This is a genomic window from Pseudomonas sp. AL10, assembly GCF_029960685.1.
Classification (GTDB): domain Bacteria; phylum Pseudomonadota; class Gammaproteobacteria; order Pseudomonadales; family Pseudomonadaceae; genus Aquipseudomonas; species Aquipseudomonas lactis.
In genome coordinates this window covers 189,226-210,222 of the sequence record NZ_JASBQZ010000002.1, presented here as the reverse complement: position 1 = coordinate 210,222, position 20,997 = coordinate 189,226, and the positions used below count along the sequence as shown (strand labels likewise).

At 59.7% G+C, this 20,997-nt stretch carries 20 protein-coding genes; 13 read left to right on the top strand and 7 right to left on the bottom strand.

Annotated features, from left to right (window positions below; translation table 11 throughout):
- Positions 1–7 precede the first annotated feature (7 nt).
- The 4 genes from rfbD to QK296_RS03520 are packed head-to-tail and all read left to right on the top strand — an operon-like array spanning position 8 to position 4,584.
- Positions 8–877: a dTDP-4-dehydrorhamnose reductase gene (gene rfbD, locus QK296_RS03535; RefSeq protein WP_169856575.1), complete on the top strand. Its 870-nt coding sequence runs from the start codon at positions 8–10 to the stop codon at positions 875–877.
- A 34-nt stretch (positions 878–911) separates the two neighbouring features.
- Positions 912–2,720, top strand: coding sequence for an ATP-binding protein (locus QK296_RS03530; protein WP_003187712.1), 1,809 nt, complete (start codon positions 912–914; stop codon positions 2,718–2,720).
- Positions 2,717–4,102: a sigma-54 dependent transcriptional regulator gene (locus QK296_RS03525; protein WP_003187711.1), complete on the top strand. Its 1,386-nt coding sequence runs from the start codon at positions 2,717–2,719 to the stop codon at positions 4,100–4,102. Before QK296_RS03530 ends, QK296_RS03525 begins: the two co-directional genes overlap by 4 nt.
- 26 nt (positions 4,103–4,128) lie before the next feature.
- The gene (locus QK296_RS03520; RefSeq protein ID WP_282390642.1) at positions 4,129–4,584 is read left to right on the top strand and encodes a YiiD C-terminal domain-containing protein; all 456 of its coding nucleotides are present in this window, start codon (positions 4,129–4,131) and stop codon (positions 4,582–4,584) included.
- A gap of 127 nt (positions 4,585–4,711) precedes the next feature.
- Here QK296_RS03520 and cysQ read toward each other — a convergent pair whose 3' ends face one another.
- Both cysQ and nudE read right to left on the bottom strand, forming a co-directional pair.
- Complete coding sequence (gene cysQ / locus QK296_RS03515; protein ID WP_282390608.1) at positions 4,712–5,548, bottom strand: 3'(2'),5'-bisphosphate nucleotidase CysQ; 837 nt, start codon at positions 5,546–5,548, stop codon at positions 4,712–4,714.
- Positions 5,545–6,111 carry an ADP compounds hydrolase NudE gene (gene nudE, locus QK296_RS03510; protein ID WP_003187708.1) on the bottom strand — a complete coding sequence of 189 codons (567 nt, stop codon included), beginning with the start codon at positions 6,109–6,111 and terminating at the stop codon, positions 5,545–5,547. Before nudE ends, cysQ begins: the two co-directional genes overlap by 4 nt.
- An 87-nt stretch (positions 6,112–6,198) precedes the next feature.
- On the opposite strand from nudE, the gene yrfG reads away from it, so the two are divergent.
- Positions 6,199–6,864: a GMP/IMP nucleotidase gene (yrfG, locus tag QK296_RS03505; protein ID WP_003187706.1), complete on the top strand. Its 666-nt coding sequence runs from the start codon at positions 6,199–6,201 to the stop codon at positions 6,862–6,864.
- A gap of 127 nt (positions 6,865–6,991) precedes the next feature.
- Here yrfG and lysM read toward each other — a convergent pair whose 3' ends face one another.
- Complete coding sequence (gene lysM / locus QK296_RS03500; protein WP_282390607.1) at positions 6,992–7,432, bottom strand: peptidoglycan-binding protein LysM; 441 nt, start codon at positions 7,430–7,432, stop codon at positions 6,992–6,994.
- 242 nt (positions 7,433–7,674) lie between these two features.
- Here lysM and fdhD point away from each other — a divergent pair, with 242 nt between their 5' ends.
- The 3 genes from fdhD (at position 7,675) to QK296_RS03485 (ending at position 11,692) form a co-directional block, all read left to right on the top strand.
- A complete protein-coding gene (gene fdhD / locus QK296_RS03495) occupies positions 7,675–8,514 on the top strand; it encodes a formate dehydrogenase accessory sulfurtransferase FdhD (RefSeq protein ID WP_003187702.1) in 840 nt (279 codons plus the stop codon).
- Positions 8,511–10,859 (top strand): FdhF/YdeP family oxidoreductase, encoded by a 2,349-nt coding sequence (locus QK296_RS03490; protein WP_137205011.1) that lies wholly within the window; start codon positions 8,511–8,513, stop codon positions 10,857–10,859. Before fdhD ends, QK296_RS03490 begins: the two co-directional genes overlap by 4 nt.
- 350 nt (positions 10,860–11,209) lie before the next feature.
- Positions 11,210–11,692, top strand: a complete 483-nt coding sequence (locus QK296_RS03485) for a glycine zipper domain-containing protein (RefSeq protein WP_003187699.1) — start codon at positions 11,210–11,212, stop codon at positions 11,690–11,692.
- A gap of 146 nt (positions 11,693–11,838) precedes the next feature.
- Here QK296_RS03485 and QK296_RS03480 read toward each other — a convergent pair whose 3' ends face one another.
- The 3 genes from QK296_RS03480 to QK296_RS03470 form a co-directional block, all read right to left on the bottom strand.
- Positions 11,839–12,270, bottom strand: a complete 432-nt coding sequence (locus tag QK296_RS03480) for a thioesterase family protein (protein ID WP_032894109.1) — start codon at positions 12,268–12,270, stop codon at positions 11,839–11,841.
- 12 nt (positions 12,271–12,282) lie between these two features.
- Complete coding sequence (locus tag QK296_RS03475; protein ID WP_282390606.1) at positions 12,283–14,220, bottom strand: RecQ family ATP-dependent DNA helicase; 1,938 nt, start codon at positions 14,218–14,220, stop codon at positions 12,283–12,285.
- Positions 14,221–14,445: 225 nt separating this feature from the next.
- Entirely contained in the window at positions 14,446–15,621 is a 1,176-nt protein-coding gene (locus QK296_RS03470) for a tetratricopeptide repeat protein (RefSeq protein WP_003187694.1), read from the bottom strand.
- A 175-nt stretch (positions 15,622–15,796) separates the two neighbouring features.
- Between QK296_RS03470 and QK296_RS03465 the strand changes: the two genes are divergently transcribed.
- The 5 genes from QK296_RS03465 (at position 15,797) to QK296_RS03445 (ending at position 19,220) form a co-directional block, all read left to right on the top strand.
- Positions 15,797–15,967 carry a YhfG family protein gene (locus tag QK296_RS03465; protein ID WP_003187692.1) on the top strand — a complete coding sequence of 57 codons (171 nt, stop codon included), beginning with the start codon at positions 15,797–15,799 and terminating at the stop codon, positions 15,965–15,967.
- A complete protein-coding gene (locus QK296_RS03460) occupies positions 15,967–16,566 on the top strand; it encodes a putative adenosine monophosphate-protein transferase Fic (RefSeq protein WP_034134658.1) in 600 nt (199 codons plus the stop codon). Before QK296_RS03465 ends, QK296_RS03460 begins: the two co-directional genes overlap by 1 nt.
- Positions 16,567–16,866: 300 nt before the next feature.
- On the top strand, positions 16,867–17,163 hold the full coding sequence (locus QK296_RS03455; protein WP_034134657.1) for a hypothetical protein: 297 nt from the start codon (positions 16,867–16,869) through the stop codon (positions 17,161–17,163).
- A 677-nt stretch (positions 17,164–17,840) separates the two neighbouring features.
- Positions 17,841–18,197, top strand: coding sequence for a DUF1493 family protein (locus QK296_RS03450; RefSeq protein WP_003187689.1), 357 nt, complete (start codon positions 17,841–17,843; stop codon positions 18,195–18,197).
- 159 nt (positions 18,198–18,356) lie between these two features.
- Positions 18,357–19,220 carry a DMT family transporter gene (locus QK296_RS03445; protein WP_282390605.1) on the top strand — a complete coding sequence of 288 codons (864 nt, stop codon included), beginning with the start codon at positions 18,357–18,359 and terminating at the stop codon, positions 19,218–19,220.
- A 59-nt stretch (positions 19,221–19,279) separates the two neighbouring features.
- On the opposite strand, the gene QK296_RS03440 is transcribed toward QK296_RS03445, so the two are convergent.
- Complete coding sequence (locus tag QK296_RS03440; protein ID WP_003187687.1) at positions 19,280–20,821, bottom strand: phosphoenolpyruvate carboxykinase; 1,542 nt, start codon at positions 20,819–20,821, stop codon at positions 19,280–19,282.
- Between the last annotated feature and the right edge of the window lie 176 nt (positions 20,822–20,997).

Genomic DNA, 20,997 nt, shown 5'->3' with positions numbered 1-20,997 from the left:
GGCGCCTCTGAAAATCCTCATCACCGGCCAACACGGCCAAGTCTCCCAGGAGCTGCAGGCGCGGCTCCAGAGCCTGGGCGAACTTATCGTCCTGGGCCGCGACCAGCTTGACCTGGCAGACGCAGACCTTATCCGCCAACAAGTGCGCGCCCATCGCCCTGGCCTGATCATCAACGCGGCGGCCCACACCGCCGTCGATCTGGCCGAGAGCGAACCGGACGCTGCGTTTGCCATCAATGCCATCGCCCCCGGCATCCTCGCCGAGGAAGCCAAGGCGCTGGGTATCCCGCTGATCCATTACTCGACCGACTACGTGTTCGACGGCAGCAAACCTGCCGCCTACACCGAAGACGACACGCCCAACCCATTGGGTGTCTACGGCCAGAGCAAGCTGGCGGGTGAGCAGGCGATTGCGGCTGTAGGTGGCCAGTACCTGATCTTGCGTACCAGTTGGGTCTATTCGAGCCATGGCAAGAATTTCCTGCTGACCATGCAGCGCCTGCTGCAGGAAAAACCGCAGATGCGCATCGTGGCCGACCAGATCGGTGCGCCGACCTGGGCCGGGACTATCGCCAACAGCACCCGTGTGCTGATCGAGCAGTGGCAGGCCGGTAAGGCAGGGGATTGGGGCGTTTACCACCTCACTGCCCAGGGTGAAACCTCGTGGTTCGGTTTTGCCGAGGCGATTGGCGAGCAACTGCGCGCCGAAGGCAAGGCCTGCGCCGAGCTGGAACCGATCCCTTCCAGCGCCTACCCGACCCCCGCCAAGCGCCCGCTGAACTCGCGCCTGGACTGCACGCGCCTGCAACAGCAATGGCACGTCAGCCAGCCACAGTGGCAGGACGCATTGCACGAGTGTCTTGCACAGCAGCACTAGGCATAATGCGCCTGTACCCACAGGCGCGACTTCCATGACCCCACCTCTTGCGCGAAGACCCCGCTGGCGCAGCCTAGCCCTGCTGGCTCTGTGCCTGGCGCCGCTGTTGTGGCCGCTGGAGCATTTGGCCGAGCGCTATTACCGCAGCGAGCTGGCCGGGCAAAACCGCCAGACCCTCGACCTCTACGTCGCCAACTTGTTGGGCACCCTGCATCGCTACGAAATACTGCCGCAAATCCTCGGTGACTTGCCGGCCCTGCGCACCGCATTGGACGCGCCCCACGTCAGCACCCACCTGGTCAGTGCCAACCAGTTGCTCAAGGACGTCGCCGCCCAGGCCGGGGTAGAGGTGATGTATTTGATGGACACCACCGGCAAGACCCTCGCCGCGTCCAACTGGGACAAACAAGACAGCTTTGTCGGGCGCAACTTCTCCTTCCGTCCGTATTTCAGCGAGGCCATGGCAGGGCGCCTGGGGCGCTTCTTCGGCCTGGGCACCACCTCGGCCAAGCGCGGCTACTTCTTCGCTGCCGCGGTACGTGACGGCGACACCATCATCGGCGTGCTGGTGGTGAAGGTCGACCTGGACCACACCGAAAGCCTCTGGGGCAATACCCCGGAACAACTGTTGGTCACCGACCATAACGGCGTGGTGATCCTCACCTCACGCCCGCAATGGCGATTCCGCGCCACTCGGCCACTGACTGCCGAAGAACGCGAGGCCATCGTTGCCATCCAGCCCTACCCCACCCGCGACCCGCAGCCGCTGAGCCTCAGCAGCAGCGCCTGGCTGCGCCAATCCACGGCCATCGCCGAGACCGGCTGGAACGTGGAAATCCTCGCGCCGCGCTCGCTGATCAACCGTCCGGTGCGCACGGTCGTCGCCGTAGGCGGCGCCACGTTGTTGGTGCTGATGCTGTTGCTGGGGTTGCTGATGCAGCGCCGCCGGCACTACCTGGAACGCATCGCCTTCGAAGCCAAGGCCCGCCGCGAGTTGGAGATGCGCGTGGCCGAGCGTACCAGCGACCTGGAGGGCCTGAACCGGCGCCTGAAACAGGAAGTGCTGGAGCGCGAGCATGCCCAGCAAGAACTGGTGCGCGCCCAGGACGACTTGGTCCAGGCCGGTAAACTCTCGGCGCTGGGCACCATGTCGGCGAGTATCAGCCATGAATTGAATCAGCCACTGGCGGCGATTCGCAGCTATGCCGAAAACGCCGAAATCCTGCTCGACCATGAGCGCACCAACGACGCCCGCGGCAACCTCAAGCTGATCAGCGAATTGACCGGGCGCATGGCCTCGATCATCGCCCACCTGCGCGCATTCGCCCGCCGCGACCGGCATGCGCCGGAGAGCGTGGCTTTGCAACCGGCGCTCGACGACGCCCTGGCATTGCTGGCCAAGCGTCGGCGTTCGATGGAGGTGGAGTTGATCCGCGACCTGCCAGAGGCGACCTTGTGGGTGCAGGCAGGTGAAACTCGCCTGCGCCAGGTGCTGGGTAACTTGCTGGCCAATGCTCTGGACGCCCTCACCGAAAAAGGCCCGCCACGCAAACTGTGGCTGAGTGCCGAAACCACGCCCCAAGGCGTCAACTTGTATATTCGCGACAACGGCCCGGGCTTTTGCATGGAAGCCCTGGGCCGCGCCAGCGAGCCTTTCTACACCACCAAGACGCGCACCCAAGGCCTGGGCCTGGGCCTGGCGATCTGCGACACCCTGATGCGCGCCTTTGGCGGCGAACTGTCGTTTGCCAACCACAAGGAAGGCGGCGCGCTGTTAACCTTGAAATTGCGTGCCGGCTCGCCGGGCGTCAGTCTGCAACCGTCCGAGGACCGCAGTGTATGAGTATCGACAACTCGATTCAGGTGGTATTGATCGACGACGATCCACACCTGCGTCAGGCCCTGTGCCAGACCCTGGACCTGGCCGGCCTGAAAGTCCTGCCCCTGGGCGAAGCCAACGGGCTCACCACACGCCTGTCCCGCGACTGGCCGGGCGTGGTGGTCAGCGACATCCGCATGCCCGGCATGGACGGCCTGGAACTGTTGACCGAATTGCACGGCCAGGACCCCGACCTGCCGGTGCTGCTGATCACCGGCCACGGCGACGTACCGCTGGCGGTGCAGGCCATGCGTGCCGGTGCCTATGACTTCCTGGAAAAACCCTTCGCCAGTGACGCGCTGCTCGACAGCGTGCGTCGTGCCCTGGCCCTGCGCCGGCTGGTACTGGACAACCGCAGCCTGCGCCTGGCCCTCAGCGACCGCCAGCAACTGAGCACGCGCCTGGTAGGGCACTCGCCACAGATGTTGCGCCTGCGCGAGCAAATCGGTGCGCTGGCCGCAACCAAGGCCGATGTGCTGATCCTCGGCGAAACCGGGGCGGGCAAGGAGGTCGTCGCCCGCGCCCTGCACGACCTCTCAAGCCGACGCAGCGGCCCGTTTGTGGCGATCAACGCCGGGGCCCTGGCGGAATCGGTGGTGGAAAGCGAACTGTTCGGCCATGAACCCGGCGCGTTTACCGGCGCGCAGAAGCGCCGCATCGGCAAGTTCGAGTTTGCCAATGGCGGCACGCTGTTTCTGGATGAAATTGAAAGCATGAGCCTGGATGTACAGGTCAAGTTGCTGCGTCTTTTACAGGAGCGCGTAGTGGAACGCCTGGGTGGCAATCAGCTGATCCCGCTGGATATCCGCATTATCGCCGCCACCAAGGAAGACCTGCGCCAGGCCGCTGACCAGGGCCGTTTCCGTGCCGACTTGTATTACCGCCTCAATGTGGCGCCGCTGCGCATCCCACCGCTACGTGAACGGGGTGAAGATGCGCTGATGCTGTTCCAGCACTTCGCCGACGAGGCCAGCAGCCGTCACGGCCTGCCCTTGCACGAACTGCAACCGGGCCAGCGCGCGCTGTTGCTGCGCCACAGCTGGCCGGGCAATGTGCGGGAATTGCAAAACGCCGCGGAGCGTTTCGCCCTCGGCCTGGAGCTGGCCCTGGACAACACCCAGGACCATCCCGCCGCCGGCGTGCTGACCTCCACGCCAGGAGGCCTGAGCGAGCAAGTCGAACAGTTCGAAAAAAGCCTGATCGCCGCCGAACTGACCCGCCCCCACAGCTCCGTGCGCAGCCTCGCCGAAGCCTTGGGCGTGCCGCGCAAAACCTTGCATGACAAACTGCGCAAACACGGCCTGAACTTCGCCGACAGTGCCAGCCAGAGCGCCGACGACGAATGACATCGTCCACCCACGAAGAGGCCGCCATGAGCCGCGACAGCCGTTACCTGGAATCCATCCTTCACCATGACATCCCACTCACCCGGGAAATGGGCCTCAAGGTGCTCGACTGGCATCACGACAAACTGCAACTGCACTTGCCCTTGCAGGCCAACATCAACCACAAAAGCACCATGTTTGGCGGCAGCCTCTACTGCGGCGCGGTGCTGGCGGGTTGGGGTTGGCTGCACCTGAAGCTGCGTGAAGCCGGGATTGAAGACGGGCATATCGTGATTCAGGAAGGGCAGATCAGCTACCCACTGCCAGTGACGCAAGACGCGACAGCCATTTGCGCGGCGCCGCAGGAGAAGGTGTGGAAACGCTTTGTGGCGACCTATCAGCGCTATGGGCGGGCGCGGTTGGCGCTGGAGACGTGGATTGTGAATGAAGGCAGTGAAGAGCATGCCGTCGTCTTTACCGGCCAGTACGTGCTGCATCGCTAGCAGCCACTCCATAAAGCTAATGTGGGAGCTGGCTTGCCTGCGATAGCGGTGGATCAGCCAATACCTGTACGACTGACACTCCGCCATCGCGGGCAAGCCCGCTCCCACATTTTGCTCTGCAGTGATCTTAAGATCTGGCCAGGGTCAACAGCCGATCACGCCAGGCGGCCTTGGCTGGCAATGCCAGAAAGAACGGGTTCAGCAACGACTCCCGCGCCGGGTAGCTGAACGGCTTGCCATTCAACTCCAACACTTCGCCCCCCGCCCCTTCCAATACACCCTGGGCCGCTGCGGTATCCCACTGCGACGTCGGCGCCAGGCGCGGATAACAATCGGCACTGCCCTCGGCTAATAAACAAAACTTCAACGAACTGCCGATATTCGCCAATTTCAACTCACCCAAACCCTCGCTCAAACCCTCCAGCAAGCGCTCCTGCTCAGGGCTGGTATGACGACGGCTGGCCACCACGGTAAAGGCTTCGCCCGCAGCCCTGGTCTGGCGTACTTGAATCTGCTTGGGCGCGGCATTGACGTCCGACCGCCAAGCCCCCAGGCCCGCGCCGCCGAAGTAGCAACGGCCAGTGGTCGGTATCGACACCACGCCGAACACCACACGGCCCTGTTCGATCAATGCAATATTGACGGTGAATTCTTCACTGCCGGAAATGAATTCCTTGGTGCCATCCAAAGGGTCCACCAACCACCAGCGCTGCCAGCCGGCACGCACACGCTGATCGATATCGGCGTCCTCTTCAGACAACACTGGAATACTTGGGTCCAGCGCGGTGAGGCCTGCGAGAATCAGATGGTGGGCAGCCAGGTCGGCAGCCGTCACGGGTGAATCGTCCGCCTTGGAGGTCACGGCTATATCGGCACGCCAGTACGGCAGGATAGCTTCACCGGCCTGGCGCGCCAGCTCAATGACCGGGGCGATAAACGGATGGCCTAAAAACAGTTCGCTCATGCGTTGAACGCTCCACGCTGGGTCAACAGGTCTCTGACCAGATACAGCGCCGCCAGGGCGCGACCTTCGCTGAATTGCTCGTTTTGCGCCAACGCCGACAGCTCACGCAGGTTGACCCGGTCTACCCGCATCGGCTCGGGCTCATCACCTTCAAGGCACTCTTCATAAAGATCGGTAGCCAACACCACCTGGATTTTCTGACTCATATAACCTGGCGACAATGACAGCTCGGTGATGTGTTCCAACTGCCGTGCGCCATAGCCGGCCTCTTCCTTGAGTTCGCGGTCTGCGGCTGCAAGCACGTCCTCGCCGGGCTCGATCAGGCCTTTGGGTAATGACAATTCATATTCGTCAGTGCCGCCGCAGTATTCTTCCACCAGCAATGCATGATCTTCATCGATCATCGCTACAATCATCACGGCGCCGTAGCCCGTGCCACGCCCGACAAGACGCTCGTAGGTGCGCTCAACGCCATTGGAAAAGCGCAATTGCACTTCCTCCACGCGGAACAAACGGCTACTGGCAACTATTTCGCGGGCGAGGACAGTGGGTTTCTGGCGCATAAACGGCTCCTTGGCGTGATCGGGTTACTATACCGTGGCTTTTCCGATTGTCTGTGTCGGATATCTTTACTTACATGAGACCCCACCATGCCCTCTCTGCCCTGGCACGCCATCGACACCGTCCTGCTGGACATGGACGGCACCCTGCTCGACCTGCATTACGACAACCACTTCTGGATGGAGCACCTGCCCCAGCGCTACGCCGAGCTGCACGGTGTGAGCCAGGCCATGGCCGAGATGGAGCTGCAACCGCTGTTTGAGCGTAACGCCGGACAGTTGCAATGGTATTGCCTGGATTTCTGGAGCACCGAACTCAAGATTCCGGTGCGCGAACTCAAACTGGAAACCGCCCACCTGATCGCCCTGCGCCCGGATGCCGATACGTTCCTGGCGGCGATCAAACAGGCCGGCAAGCGCGTGATCATGATCACCAACGCTCATCGTGATTCGCTGTCATTGAAGTTGGAACGCATTGAACTGGCGCCGTATTTCGAGCGATTGATCAGCTCTCACGACTACGGTTTTCCCAAGGAGAACCCGCAATTCTGGCAAGCCTTGCAAGCGGATATCCAGTTTGATCCGGCCCGTAGCCTGTTTATAGATGACACTTTGCCGATCCTGCGCAGCGCTCGGGATTTCGGTGTCGGTCATTTGCTGGCAGTGAAGGAGCCTGATAGCAAGAAAGGACCAAAGGACACCGCAGAATTTGCAGCCGTCGGGGATTATCGAGAACTTATTACCGGGCTTATGTAGGAGCGAGCTTGCTCGCGAAAAACGTCAACGATAACGCGTGCTTCCTGGATAAACGCGGTGCCTGTGAATTTTTCGCGAGCAAGCTCGCTCCTACAAAAGGGCGAGCTTCCTCATTTTATCCTGCGTATTACTCAGGGATACGCAGTGTCTGGCCTGGATAGATTTTGTCCGGGTGCGACAACAGTGGCTTGTTAGCCTCGAAAATCTTATTGTACTGGTTGGCGTTACCGTACACCGCCAGGGAAATCGCGCTGAGGGTATCGCCCTTTTTCACTACAACGAAACGAGCAGCGGTAACCGCAGGGCCAGTGACAGTGATCTGGTCATCCACACTTGCCACGCCGGCAATGTTGCCCAGCGCCAACAGGATCTTCTCTTTCTCTTCCTGCGTGGCCACTTCACCGGTCACCGTGACCTTGTCGCCATCCACCGTGGTCTGCACGTTTGGACTACCCAGGCCCACCTTGCTCACATGCTCCTTCAACTGCTCACTGGCGTTCGCATTACCCGGCGTCAACAGGTCGACGATCTTTTCGCCGGCTTCTTTGATAAAGCTAAAAATACTCATGGTGCGCTCTCCTTGGGATTTAATTTCCAGATGCCCAAGACTAGACCAGTCCTGCCGACTTGGGTTCCAGACTGGCTAAAGACTCAAAAGTATCCCAATCAACCCTACCTGGAATAAGCCCGACGAAAACGCGGGTGAACCTTGATCGACGCCCTCTATCAATAGATCAATACTGGCGATTAGACGCGCCCCTTTGTCGCGCCTAGTCTAAACACTGATCAATCCGCCGGTGGTACTGCCCCATGAACGCCAAGCGCCCTCACTGCGCGGCGCCCGCTCTTGAATCGACCGCGCCCGTCGCCAGCCAGAGCTATCACTATTGCAATCTTGAACACACAGAAGTCGCCAGCACTGCGCTGGCCGAAGAAGTGGCGCTGGCGATTGCCTATAACGATATCAGCCAGGCGGTGATGCTGGTGACGCCTACGGACCTGGAAGACTTCATTGTAGGTTTCAGCCTCGGCAGCGGCATTATCACCGACGTTAACGACATTTATGACCTGAAAATCAGCGGTTCAGGCGCAGCCCAGTACGCCCAGGTACAGGTTTCCAGCCGTGCGTTCTGGAACCTCAAGCAGCAACGCCGCCAATTGGCGGGCACCAGCGGCTGTGGCCTGTGTGGCGTGGAAGCGGTAGAGCAAGCATTGCCCGACCTCCAGGTACTGCCCGGCGCGCCCTTGCCGCCGGCGCAGTGGCTCGATGGCCTGCGCCAGCGTATCAGCGCATTCCAACCCCTGGGCCAACACAGCGGTGCCGTGCATGCGGCAGTGTTTATGAATAGCCAGGGCGAATTGCTGATGGGTCGCGAAGACATCGGTCGGCATAACGCTCTGGATAAATTGATTGGCGCGTTGATCCGCCAAAAGATTCCGACCGACGGCGGCCTGGCGATTGTTACCAGCCGCTGCAGCCTGGAATTGATTCAGAAAGTTTTGCGCGCGGGCATCCAGACTCTGGTCAGCCTGTCGTCGCCCACCGGCCTGGCCCTGCAATGGGCGCGCCGGCACAACCTCAACCTCATCCACCTGCCGCAAAAAAGCGCGCCACGGGTCTATAGCCCTGCGATGGAGCACCAGCCATGAGCCTTCACCACCAAGCCGACCAGACCCCAACCCCACGCTACAAGCCCTACAAAGGCCCAGCCGGTGGCTGGGGCGCCCTGATCAGCGTGGCGCAAGCCTGGCTGACCAGCGACAACGCCCTGAAAAACCTGCGCATGATGCTCAAGACCAACCAGAACGGCGGCTTCGACTGCCCGGGCTGCGCCTGGGGCGACTCACCGGAAAGCGGCATGGTCAAGTTCTGCGAAAACGGCGCCAAGGCAGTCAACTGGGAAGCCACCAAGCGCCGCGTCGATGCGGCCTTCTTCGCCAAGCACAGCGTCACGGCTTTGCTGGAACAAAGCGACTATTGGCTGGAATATCAGGGCCGCCTGACCGAGCCGATGCGCTATGACGCCCAGACCGATCGCTACACGCCCATCAGTTGGGAAGCCGCCTTCGACCTGGTCGGCAAGCACCTCAACGCGTTGCCCAGCCCGAACATGGCCGAGTTCTACACCTCGGGCCGCGCCAGCAACGAAGCTGCCTACCTGTACCAGCTGTTTGTACGCGCCTATGGCACCAACAACTTCCCGGACTGCTCCAACATGTGCCACGAAGCCAGCGGTGTAGCCCTGGCGCAGAGCGTGGGCGTGGGCAAAGGCACCGTGACCTTTGATGACTTCGAGCATGCCGATGCCATTTTCGTCTGGGGCCAGAACCCTGGCACCAACCACCCACGCATGCTCGAGCCTCTGCGCGAAGCGGTGAAGCGCGGCGCCCAGGTGGTGTGTATCAACCCACTGAAAGAGCGCGGCCTGGAGCGCTTCCAGCACCCCCAACATCCGCTGGAAATGCTCACCAACGGCGACAAGCCAACCAACACCGCCTACTTCCGCCCGGCATTGGGTGGCGACATGGCGATCTTGCGTGGCATGGCCAAATTCCTGCTGCTGTGGGAACGCCAAGCCCTGGCCGAAGGCAAGGAAGCAGTGTTCGACCACGACTTCCTCAACGAACACACCGCCAACGTCCTGGAATACCTGGGCCAGATCGACGACACCTCCTGGGAGGAAATCGTCGAGCAGTCCGGCCTGACCCTGGTGGAGATCGAGCAAGCGGCGCGCATGTACGCCAAAGGCAAGAATGTGATCATGTGCTGGGCGATGGGGATTACCCAGCACCGGCACTCGGTGCCGACCATCCAGGAAATCGCCAACCTGATGCTGCTGTGCGGCAATATTGGCCGCCCAGGCGCAGGGCTGTGCCCGGTGCGTGGCCACAGTAACGTGCAGGGCGACCGCACCATGGGCATCAACGAACGCCCACCGGTGGCGTTTCTGGACGCGCTGGAGCGACGTTTCCAGTTCCAGGTGCCGCGAGACAACGGCCACAACGTGGTGGAAGCGATTCACGCCATGCTTGAAGGCCGCTCCAAAGTCTTTATCGGCCTGGGCGGCAACTTTGCCCAAGCCACGCCAGACAGCACGCGCACCTTCGAAGCGCTGCGCAATTGCGACCTGACCGTGCAGATCAGCACCAAGCTCAACCGCAGCCACCTGATGCACGGTAAAGACGCGTTGATCCTGCCGTGCCTGGGCCGCACCGACATCGACATTCAGGCCGACGGCCCGCAAGCGGTGACGGTGGAAGACTCGTTCAGCATGGTCCACGGCTCCAACGGCCAACTGCAACCGTTGTCGAAACTGATGAAGTCCGAGCCGGCGATCCTGGCGGGCATTGCTGCCGCCACCCTGGGCAGCAAGCCCGTGGATTGGAACTGGCTGGTGGCTGACTACGGGCGCATCCGCGACCTGATCGCCGACACCATCCCAGGCTTCAAGGACTTCAACGAGAAGATCAAACACCCAGGTGGCTTCTACCTGGGCAACTCCGCCGGCGCACGCCGTTGGAACACCCCGTCGGGCCGCGCCAACTTCCGCCCGAACATCTTGCCCAAAGACCTGATCCACGAACGCACCCACGCCACGGGCCGGGTGCCGGACCTAATCATGCAGTCGATGCGCTCCCATGATCAGTACAACACCACCATCTATGGCCTGGACGACCGTTATCGCGGGGTCAAAGGCCAGCGTGACGTGCTGTTCGTCAACGAAGCCGACATCATCCGCCTGGGCTTCAAGCCGGGGCAGAAGGCAGACATCGTGTCGCTGTGGGAAGACGGTCGTGAGCGCCGTGTGAAAGGCTTTACGCTGCTGGCGTTTGATATTCCGGCGGGTCAGGCGGCGGCTTACTACCCGGAAGTGAACCCGTTGGTGCCATTGGAAAGCACTGGCGACGGTAGCCATACGCCAACGTCGAAGTTTGTTGCGATTCGCTTGGAAGCGGCGAGTGACAGTGGGTTGATCATGGCGCGCTCGGCCTGACTTGATCCGAGATATGTGTTGCTTGAACTACCGCTTTCGCGGGCAAGCCCACTCCCACATTAGATCGGTTCACACATTCTCAATTGTGAACCCATCCCCGTGTGGGAGCGGGCTTGCCCGCGAAGAGGCCAGCACAATCACCGCACATTCTGCAGGCACAAAAAAAGGGCCGCTTTTGCATAAAAGCGGCCCTTCCGAAGTAGTTAAAGACCTGTAAAAACGACTTAAGTTCCCGATACAAAACAGTAACTTAGCAAATTGTATACAACCTCTGCCGCCGGTCGGATTTCGATTGTCAGCGGCTCGATACAACCTCAGGATCGCGCCGTCATCCCTTGAGGTTTCCCTGAATGAAGTTCTCCTCGATTCTCTTGTTGTCCCTTGGCCTGGTCAGTGGCGCAGCCATGGCTGGCGGCACCACCGAAGCCGGTGTAGGCGGCGCATTGGGTGGGGTTCTAGGTTCCGTTGTCGGCCAGCAGTTGGGCGGCAATACCGGTTCGACCATCGGCGCGGCCCTGGGCGGCGCTGGCGGTAGCGCGGTCGGCGCAGACAAGCGTAGCCGTGGCGAAGCCGCCATCGGTGGCGCACTGGGCGCAGCCGGCGGCAACGTCTTGGGTCGCAGCGTCGGCGGCAGTACCGGTGCATTGGTCGGCTCAGCAGCCGGCGGTGGCGCGGGCGGCGCGCTGGGCAACTACATGGGTAACGAAAGTGATCGCGACAGCCGCCATTACCGCGATCGCGACCGTGACGATCGTCGCTACTACCGCGATGGCCACCCAGGCCGCGGCCATGCCTATGGGCATCGCAAGAACAAGCATCGTTATCGCGACTGATCAATACGTGCTCTGACGAACACATCCAGTGTGGGAGCCGGGCTTGCCCGCGATAGCAGTGAATCAGGTTTAGAGGTATTGCCTGATACTGCGCCATCGCGGGCAAGCCCGGCTCCCACATTTGGTCTGGGTTGCTTGTAGGTGCCTCAAACTACCAAGCGCTGCATCGCCTCGCGCAACATCCCCGGAATCGGCACTGGCTGGTTCGACGCTCGGTCCACAAACACATGGACAAAGCGCCCCGCCGCACACGCCTCCTGCTCGCCCGCCTTGAATACCGCCAGTTCATACTGCACCGAGCTATTGCCCAGCTTGCCTACCCGCAGGCCGATTTCAATGCGCTCAGGGAAAGCAATCGAGGCGAAGTAATCGCAGGCCGAACTCACCACAAACCCCACCACCTCACCGTCATGAATATCCAGCCCGCCCTGTTCGATCAGGTAGGTATTAACGGCGGTGTCGAAGAAGCTGTAGTAGGTGACGTTATTCACATGGCCGTAGGCATCGTTGTCGTGCCAACGCGTGGTGATCGGCTGGAAGTGGCGGTAATCGTCGCGCACAGGCGTTGAGTCAGGCATCGGCAAGTCTCGTCAAAGTTGATCCAATTGAGCATGGGCCCAGTCGCGCACCTCGGCGTAGGGATAGTCTTCCAGCGCAGCAAAACCGGGAATGCCCCGCGCCTTCAACTTGGTAAACAACGGTACGCTGATACCGCCAAGGAAACGCGTCAAACGCTCCGCATTCGGCAAGTGCCCCGTGTGCTCATGATGCCTGTGGATAAAATCACCGCACAGCCCCATGAAGTTTTTATCCACAAGCGGCGGCAGGCTCGGCGGCGCCGGCAGATGGGCGACCTGGCCGTGGCATACCGAACAATGCCCGCAACGCTGGGGCGCATTTTCATCACCAAAGTAGCGCGCCAGGCGTTGCCCCAGGCAGTGCTCAGTGGCGAACAGGTCGAGCATAGTGTGGATCCGCGCGACCTCCGTCACCTCATGCTGCTTGAAGCCTGTGTATAACTCGGCGCTTAGCGCCTGCGGGTCAAAATCGGTGTCGAGCAAACTGTAGACCTCAGTCATCTGCTTGCTTTCGAGCTCGATCAGGCCCTGCTCCTGAAAATAATCCAGCGCCTTCACCACCCGGCTGCGTTCGGCATTGTGCTGTTGATAAAGCGCGTCGAAATCCACCGTCGCCCAGGTTTTAGCGCGCTTGCATACCTGGATGATCGCCGCGACAAACTGCTGCCGTTCGCCAGAAAAGCGCGCCAGCAAGGCCTCGGGCTCGATCAGGTATTTGAACCGGTATTCCGCATAAAACGCATAGCGCGGTGCGATCACGCCCTTGAGCTCCAATTGCACCAGGAGCGTCTTGAGCGGCAGCTCGCGAATATTGCTGTGGTCCGACAGCGACCTGAGCAAGAACTCCCACTGCCCTTCGCTACGCGCGGCCTGCAACTCCTCCAGCACACGACGAATGCCTTCCTGCTCCGGCGTGTCACCGTACACAAAGTTTTCCAGCACATTGAGGCTGTCGCGGTTGGCCAACACCAGGCAATCCGACGGCTGCCCGTCACGCCCGGCGCGGCCGATCTCCTGGCTGTAGTTCTCGATGGACTTGGGCAAGTCGAAGTGCACGACATTGCGGATGTCACTCTTGTCGATGCCCATGCCAAACGCGATGGTTGCGACAGTGCAATTGGAACGCCCGCCCATGAAACGCTGCTGGATGCCTTCGCGCTTTTCGTGGGGTAACCCCGCGTGATAAGCCTCGGCCTGAATGCCGTGGCGGTTCAGATGCTCGGCAATCTGCTCGGCGGTTTTCTGCAAGGTGACGTAGACGATACTCGGCTGGTTGGCCCGCGCTTTCATCCACTCCACCAGCCTGCGGCGTTTGTCGTGGCCGCTGACCGGTTCCACCAGCAGGTTGAGGTTGGAGCGATAGAAGCCCGTGGTCACCACATCCTCGGCAGCAATGGCGAACTTGGCCTGCATGTCGGCGATCACCTTGGGTGTGGCCGTGGCCGTCAGCAATAGCGCCTGCGGGATGTTGAACTGGCGCTGGTAGTCCGGCAGTTTCAAATAATCCGGGCGGAAGTTGTGGCCCCATTCGGAAATACAGTGCGCCTCGTCCACCACCAGCAACGAGATCTGCACGCTGTTCAGGAAATTACGGAAACGCTCGTTCTTCAAACGCTCCACGGAAATCATCAGGATCTTGAGCTCGCCCGATCGCGCACGGGCCATGACATCATTGGCTTCATCACGGCTCTGGGCCGAATCGATACTGCCCGCCGAAATGCCATGGCGCTGCAGGAAACCCAACTGGTCCTGCATCAATGCCAGCAACGGCGACACCACCAGCGTCAGGTGCGGCAGCAACACGGCCGACAACTGGTAACACAAGGATTTGCCCGACCCCGTAGGGAAAATGGCGGCGGCAGAACGCCCAGCCAGCACGGCGCTGACCGTCTCTTCCTGGCCCAAGCGAAAGTGTGGGTAACCAAAGACCTGCTGGAGGGTGTCGTGCATAAGGCTGTCACTCCATTGACCGCTGAACGTGGCTTAAAAACGTAGCCCAGTAAGTTCGGCGAATCGAGAAAGGTCGCAAGGAAAAAAGAGACAGGATGATACACAGGGGGAGGGATGGCCCAGGGCCGAAGTGGGAATTTTCCGAGAAAGTAGCAGGACGTAGCAGACAAAAATGTGGGAGCTGGCGGGCCCTCCCCCACATTTCACAACCGAGCTACAGCTGAATCAGCGGTTCTGCACCCGCTCAATCGCCGTGTCATACACCGGGTTGGCCTTTTGCTCTTTGGCCAACTGGTAATGACGCAACGCATCCGGGAACTGGCCGGCCGCTTCATAGATGCGTGCAATGTTGTAGTAGGCACCGGCACGCACGGTCGCGGCATTGGTACCGGTGGCCAGGGCGATAGCCTTGCGGTTGGCCCAGATCGACTCCGCAGTATTGCCGGCTTTCTGATACGCCAGGCCCAGGTTGCCGTAAGCCTTGCCGAAGCTGTTATCCAGCTCGATGGCTTGACGGAAGAAGTCGATGGACTGGTCCAGGTTACCGGCCTGGTAGGCCGCTTCGCCCTTGAGGTTCAGCTTTTTCGCATCGGCCTGTACCGACGAGCTCACCGTCACGGCGGTGACGGCCACGCTGTCATCCAGCAACGGCTTGACCTCGTTGAGCACATCTTCGGCGCCGACTCTCACGCCGGTGAAGGTGTTGATGTCCTGGAAGTCACCACTGCCGGTCATGCGGAATACGGTCCACAGGTTGCCGGTGCGGTTCTGCGGCACATAGTAGGTGCGTACCAGGGATTGCCCCATATACACGAACACCTTGGCCTCACTGTTGGACAACTCGCTGGAGGTGGGAGAGCCACTGTTGGAATAGTCGTGCACGGCATAGACGTAGCTTTCGCCGTAATGCTTTTTCTGCAGGGTGATGGTCTCCGGGCCATAGCTGTCGGTGTCATCCACGTCCAGTTCGGCGTCGGTGCCCTTTTTATTGTTGAAGAAGATGTTATTGCCGGGGAAGATCATATGGGAGTCGAGGTCGCGCGGAGCCCTGCCCCAGGTCAACACCACACGCAGGCCGTCGAGGTTTTCCATCACCGGGCTGATGGCATAGGTCATGCCCTTGCACGGGCACTTCACCACCAGGTTGGAATAGCCAGGCTTCTTGATGATCAGCAGGTTGCTGGCATCGTCAGCCGCCTCACTGGTCAGCGTGACCTGGCCTTGCGCGTTGGTACGGCCCACCACGTTCTGTGCGCCGTTACGTTGCAGCAAAACTTCGGCATCGGCGATTTTCTGGTCCTTGACCACCGCGCTCAGCACCTCAATCGGCAACTGCTCGGCCTGGACAGAAAACGCCACCGCACACAAAGACATCGCCGAGGCGACACGCAGCAAACCCATGCTTAACTCCCTTTAAGTAGTGGGCGGAATCGCCCTACAAGATTTTGCGGTGAAACATACGCTGAAATGAGCTCGCTGGCAGATTTTTTATACAGATTGTGACGGGGTTTTTATCCCGCCTACCGAGCTACGCATTGCGCTACAATCAAGCCTTGCTTTCCAAGAGGACGCAGCGATGAGCGAACTGACGTTTGAGCAAAAACAGGATCACTATCACAAGATCCGCCGTTCCAATTACCTGGCCAGCCTGCGCCTGGAAGGGTTCGATACCCAACCGACCGACGTCGACAAACCCCTGCCGACACGCGAAGCCGTCCTTGCCAAGTACCGCAACACCTCACGCTGATGCTCGACAAATACGGGGTGGGCCAGGACCCGTACTGCTATCCCAGTAGCAGCATCCTGCGCAACCGCCTCGATTTACTCGATGAAGCACGCCTGCACCAGGCCGAGCGGGAATTATCCGAAATCGCCATAGGCAACCTTCCACTCTTTCCGCCGCCCTACGACCTTGATCGCCTGCAACACATTCACCGCATACTGTTCGGTGACATTTATGACTGGGCCGGCGAACTGCGCAGCGTCAACATCCAGAAAGGCGACACGCTGTTTTGCACCCCGGAGCGTATTCCACCAGAAGCGGCGAAAATCGTCCGGCATATGCAAGACGCCAATTGGTATGTCGGTGCGACTCAGGCTGATCTTGTGCGCCAAATCGCTGAAGCTTATGGCGACCTGAACGTCATTCACCCCTTCCGCGAGGGGAATGGACGGGCGCAGCGGATCCTGTTTGAACAGATCATCGTGAATGCGGGGTTTTCGGTGAATTGGTGGCTGGTAAAACATGCGGCCTGGATACCCGCGAATATTGACGCGGTGGCGTGTGACTATCGGGGATTGGAAGCGATTTTTGAGCGGTGTATCGGTAGGCCTCTGAGTGCTTGATCGAACTTCGAACGACTAAACTATCTGTTTATTGCTCGAGAACAAACTCACTTTTAAGGTTCGGCTCGTCGCTGCCAATTCAGCGACCGGGTTTGGTCACCTGAAAACAGCACACATAAGTGCCATTACTTGCCTTGCGAGCGTCTATCGTCTCGTAACGCACTGCTATGGCGGCTGTGTGTGGGACGTCTTCGGACGTGTCGGATTGCTGTTTCCGGCTGGCCAACCCGCGCACAGTCCGCCACCCACCGTTTGGCCACGGTGATGTCGGTTACCTAACAGCAAACCGAGTACGTTCAAATGCAAATACCTGAAACGATGGACCGCTATCGTCAGCTACGCACCAACTTCACCGCCACCCACCCTCTTGTCATAGACACTGCAGCCAAAGCTGAAGATATCCAATCGGCCGCCCACCAGCGTATCCGCGCTGCCAGCGACTTACTGGAAACCTTCTCCTGCCTGACCTTCGACCACGCCGACCTCAAAGACATTTCCCACATCATTAATGCGCTGTACCTGCTCGTTCAGGACGGCTGTGATTTGTTGGAAGCCGCGCAACACGTTCAGCTGCAACCTGAACAAGCGCAAGTCTAAGCAACACCTGTGTAGGAGCGAGCTTGCTCGCGAAAATCGCCAACGATGACGCGGTAAATCAGAAAAAACGCGGCGCCCCTGAGTTTTTCGCGAGCAAGCTCGCTCCTACAATTGATCAGCTTTACCCATTACATCGTTGCAAGCCATAAATGCCGGAGGCTTTTGTAAGACACCGCCAAACGTCACGTCGTCCGTTTCCCAAACTGCTTCAAATACCCGTTCAACCCTCTATACCAGTTACGCGTAGCCGACTGAAAATAACCTCCTATCAACTTGATTTATCGCAGGATCCGCAACTTTCACAGCGCAGACATCGTCATTGGCCTGGATGCTCAGGTCAGCGGTGGCATAGGCCCGCAGCGCTCAAGCGTCTCAATGCATGTGTACTCCAGATGAATTTTAGTCAATGGCTTTACCTACAAACAGCGCTATTATTCGCTCTCCATCTGCTGCTGTATTACAAAATCACTGACTGCACGTTAAGAACGCGTTTCGCCGTTACCTTCATCGTAACGGGACTGCTTCTGTTGTTCTGGCTACCCTACATCGCCATTGTCCTGAACATTCAACTTCTTCCCCTGGCCTTGTTTTTGATAGGCTTGGCTCTCTTCATCACGCGAAACAAATACCGCCTGCAACGTAAAAAGCCTCCTCACCCACTCCTACGCACCCCAACCATGAACCTGGCCCCCAACTTCCCCGAAGACCCTGTCATGCAGCAACTCCTGCAATTGCTGCATGAAGAAATCGGTCTGCCGAAACACAAGACCATTAGCCTGCAAACCTCGCTCAACTTCGACCTTGCTTGCGATGGCGTTGAGGCCAAGCAATTCATGGAGGCGCTGGAACAGGATTTCCGGGTCGACCTAAGCGACTACGACGCTTATCGTTACTTCCAGCCGCCGGTGTTCGACGTGTTCCTGAAGCGTCGCGCCAAAGGCCGTGGCGACAAGATCCCGTTGACCATCGGCATGCTCTACCTGGCGATCAAGACCCATAGCTGGGACACGCAAACGCTGGAAAACCTTAGCTGACCTGAGCAACACTGAGCACAAAATGTGGGAGCGGGCTTGCTCGCGAATGCGGCGTGTCAGCCAATATTTACGTTACAGATACATTGCATTCGCGAGCAAGCCCGCTCCCACATTGGGACTGCGCCAAGCTGGCGATCGGTATACAAACAAGGACCTTACATGGACGTAACAATGGGCCTGCTGGCCGCCCTGCTCTGGGGCGGCACGGACTTTCTGGTGGGCCTCAACGCCCGCGCCGTTGGCGTTAAACGCGCAGTGTATTTCGGCCAAGCGCTTGGCTTTTTGATCATGACGCTCCTGCTGGTCATTTTCCCGGCCTTCTTTTTCAAATCCCTTGGTGCGCCTTTAAGCGTCTGGCTCCTGGGTATCGCCGCCGCCCTGCTGACGGTGTCCGGCGCGCTTGCGCTGTCCAAAGCCTTTGCCTTGGGCAAAGCGGCCATCGTCGCGCCGCTGGTGACGTCGTATGGAGTGGTGACCACTCTGCTGTCCTGGGCCAGCGGTGAGCCCATCAGCCTGGTACAACTGGGCTGCATCGCTTTGTGCGTGATCGGCGTTGTGCTGTCCAGCATCCACGAGGACAACGGTACGCCCCACAACAACCCGCGCCTGTCGATTGCCTACGCCATGTTCGCCGCAACCTTGTACGGCACCAGTTTCTGGCTGCAAGGCCGCTACACACTGCCGGCGTTGGGGCCGATCAGCATGTTGTGGCTGGGTTACCTCGTGGGCCTGTGCGTGCTGGTGGTGATGGTGCTGAAGATCAAGGATGGCCTGAAGATCCCGCCACTGAAAAACTGCGCGACGTTGACCGGTGCGAGCTTGATGAACCTCGGCGGGTTCTCGGCGTTTTCGTGGGGCGCGATGGCCGGCTCGGTGTCGGTGGTGACGGTGATCAGTACGCTGTCGGGAGGGATTGCGGCGATCCTGGGGTTTGTGTTTTTCAAGGAACAATTGTCAGCGGTGCAGGTGGCAGGCGTCGTGCTGGTGCTGGTCGGTGCAGTGGTACTGCACATCGCCGACTAATCGTTCGCCCATAAAAAAGCCGCCTGCTTAAGAGGCGGCTTTTTTACAACCAGCGAATCTTACAACTTAGGACCCGCCGCCTTGATCGCATCGCTGACTTCAAACTTCTTGAAGTTTTCGATGAACAGGCCAGCCAGCGCCTTCGCCGCTTCGTCGTAGGCAGCCTTGTCAGCCCAGGTGTTGCGTGGGTTCAACAGGCCGGTTTCAACGCCCGGTACGGCCAATGGCACGTCGAGGTTGATGGTGTCCAGGTGTTCGGTTTGCGCACCGATCAACGCGCCGCTCTGGATCGCTGCAATCACGCCGCGAGTGGTCGGGATGTTGAAGCGTTTGCCGACGCCGTAGCCGCCGCCGGTCCAGCCGGTGTTGACCAGGTAGACCTTGGAGCCGAAACCACGGATGCGCTTGATCAGAAGCTCTGCGTATTCGCCGGCCGGGCGCGGGAAGAACGGTGCGCCGAAGCAGGTGGAGAACGTCGACTTAATGCCGCTGCCCGAACCCATTTCGGTCGAGCCCACCAGAGCGGTGTAGCCGGACAGGAAGTGGTAGGCCGCTTGTTCTTCGCTGAGGATCGACACAGGCGGCAGTACGCCGGTCAGGTCGCAAGTCAGGAAGATCACCGCGTTTGGCTCGCCGCCCAGGTTCTTTTCGGAACGCTTGGCAACGTGCTCCAGCGGGTAGGCGGCACGGCTGTTCTGGGTCAGGCTGACGTCGGCGTAGTCGGCGTGCTTGGCCTCGTCGATCACGACGTTTTCCAGCACCGCGCCATGCTTGATGGCTTTCCAGATAACGGGCTCGTTCTTCTCGGACAGGTCGATGCACTTGGCATAGCAACCGCCTTCGATGTTGAACACCACGCCTTCGCCCCAGCCGTGCTCGTCGTCACCGATCAGGTAACGGCTTTCGTCGGCCGACAGGGTGGTCTTGCCAGTGCCGGACAGACCAAAGAACAGGGTCACGTCGCCTGCTTCGCCAATGTTGGCGGCGCAGTGCATTGGCAGCACGTCAGCAGCCGGCAGCAGGAAGTTCTGCACCGAGAACATGGCTTTTTTCATTTCACCGGCGTAACGCATGCCGGCAATCAGTACTTTTTTCTGGGCGAAGTTGAGGATCACGCAACCGTCGGAGTTGGTGCCGTCACGCTCTGGCACGCACTCGAAGTTGGCCACGTTGAGCACTTGCCACTCGTCACGACCGGCCGGGTTGTACTGGGCCGGGTTGATGAACAGGCAACGACCGAACAGGTTCTGCCAGGCAGTCTGGGTGGTCATTTTCACGGCCAGGTAGTGGTCTTCTGCAGCCCCTACGTGAACATGGGAAACGAAATGCTCTTGCGCGTTGTTGAAGGCCTCGACGCGAGCCCACAGAGCATCGAACTTGTCGGCCGGGAACTTGCGGTTGATCGGGCCCCAGGCAATGGCGTCCTGGGTGGAAGGCTCTTCAACGATGAAACGGTCAACCGGCGAACGACCGGTGCGATGACCGGTTTCTACGACCAGCGCGCCAGTATCGGCAAGCACGCCTTCACCGCGCTGCAGGGCTTCTTTGACCAGATCGTCAACACTCAGATCGGTGTATACGGCGTTATTGGCTTGCGTCATGAGGTTCCCCGTCGGCCTATGGCCGAGTGCTCCAAACGTTTTGTAGTAGAAAGTTGCGCACTACTACCGCGAAAAAAGTGGGCCGGATTATGCCAGAAAAGCCCAAAAAGAGTAGGGCCCTCCCGTCAGAACACCTCTAATCCGGCGTTTGTCAGGTGATTTACCTGTGCTTAAAC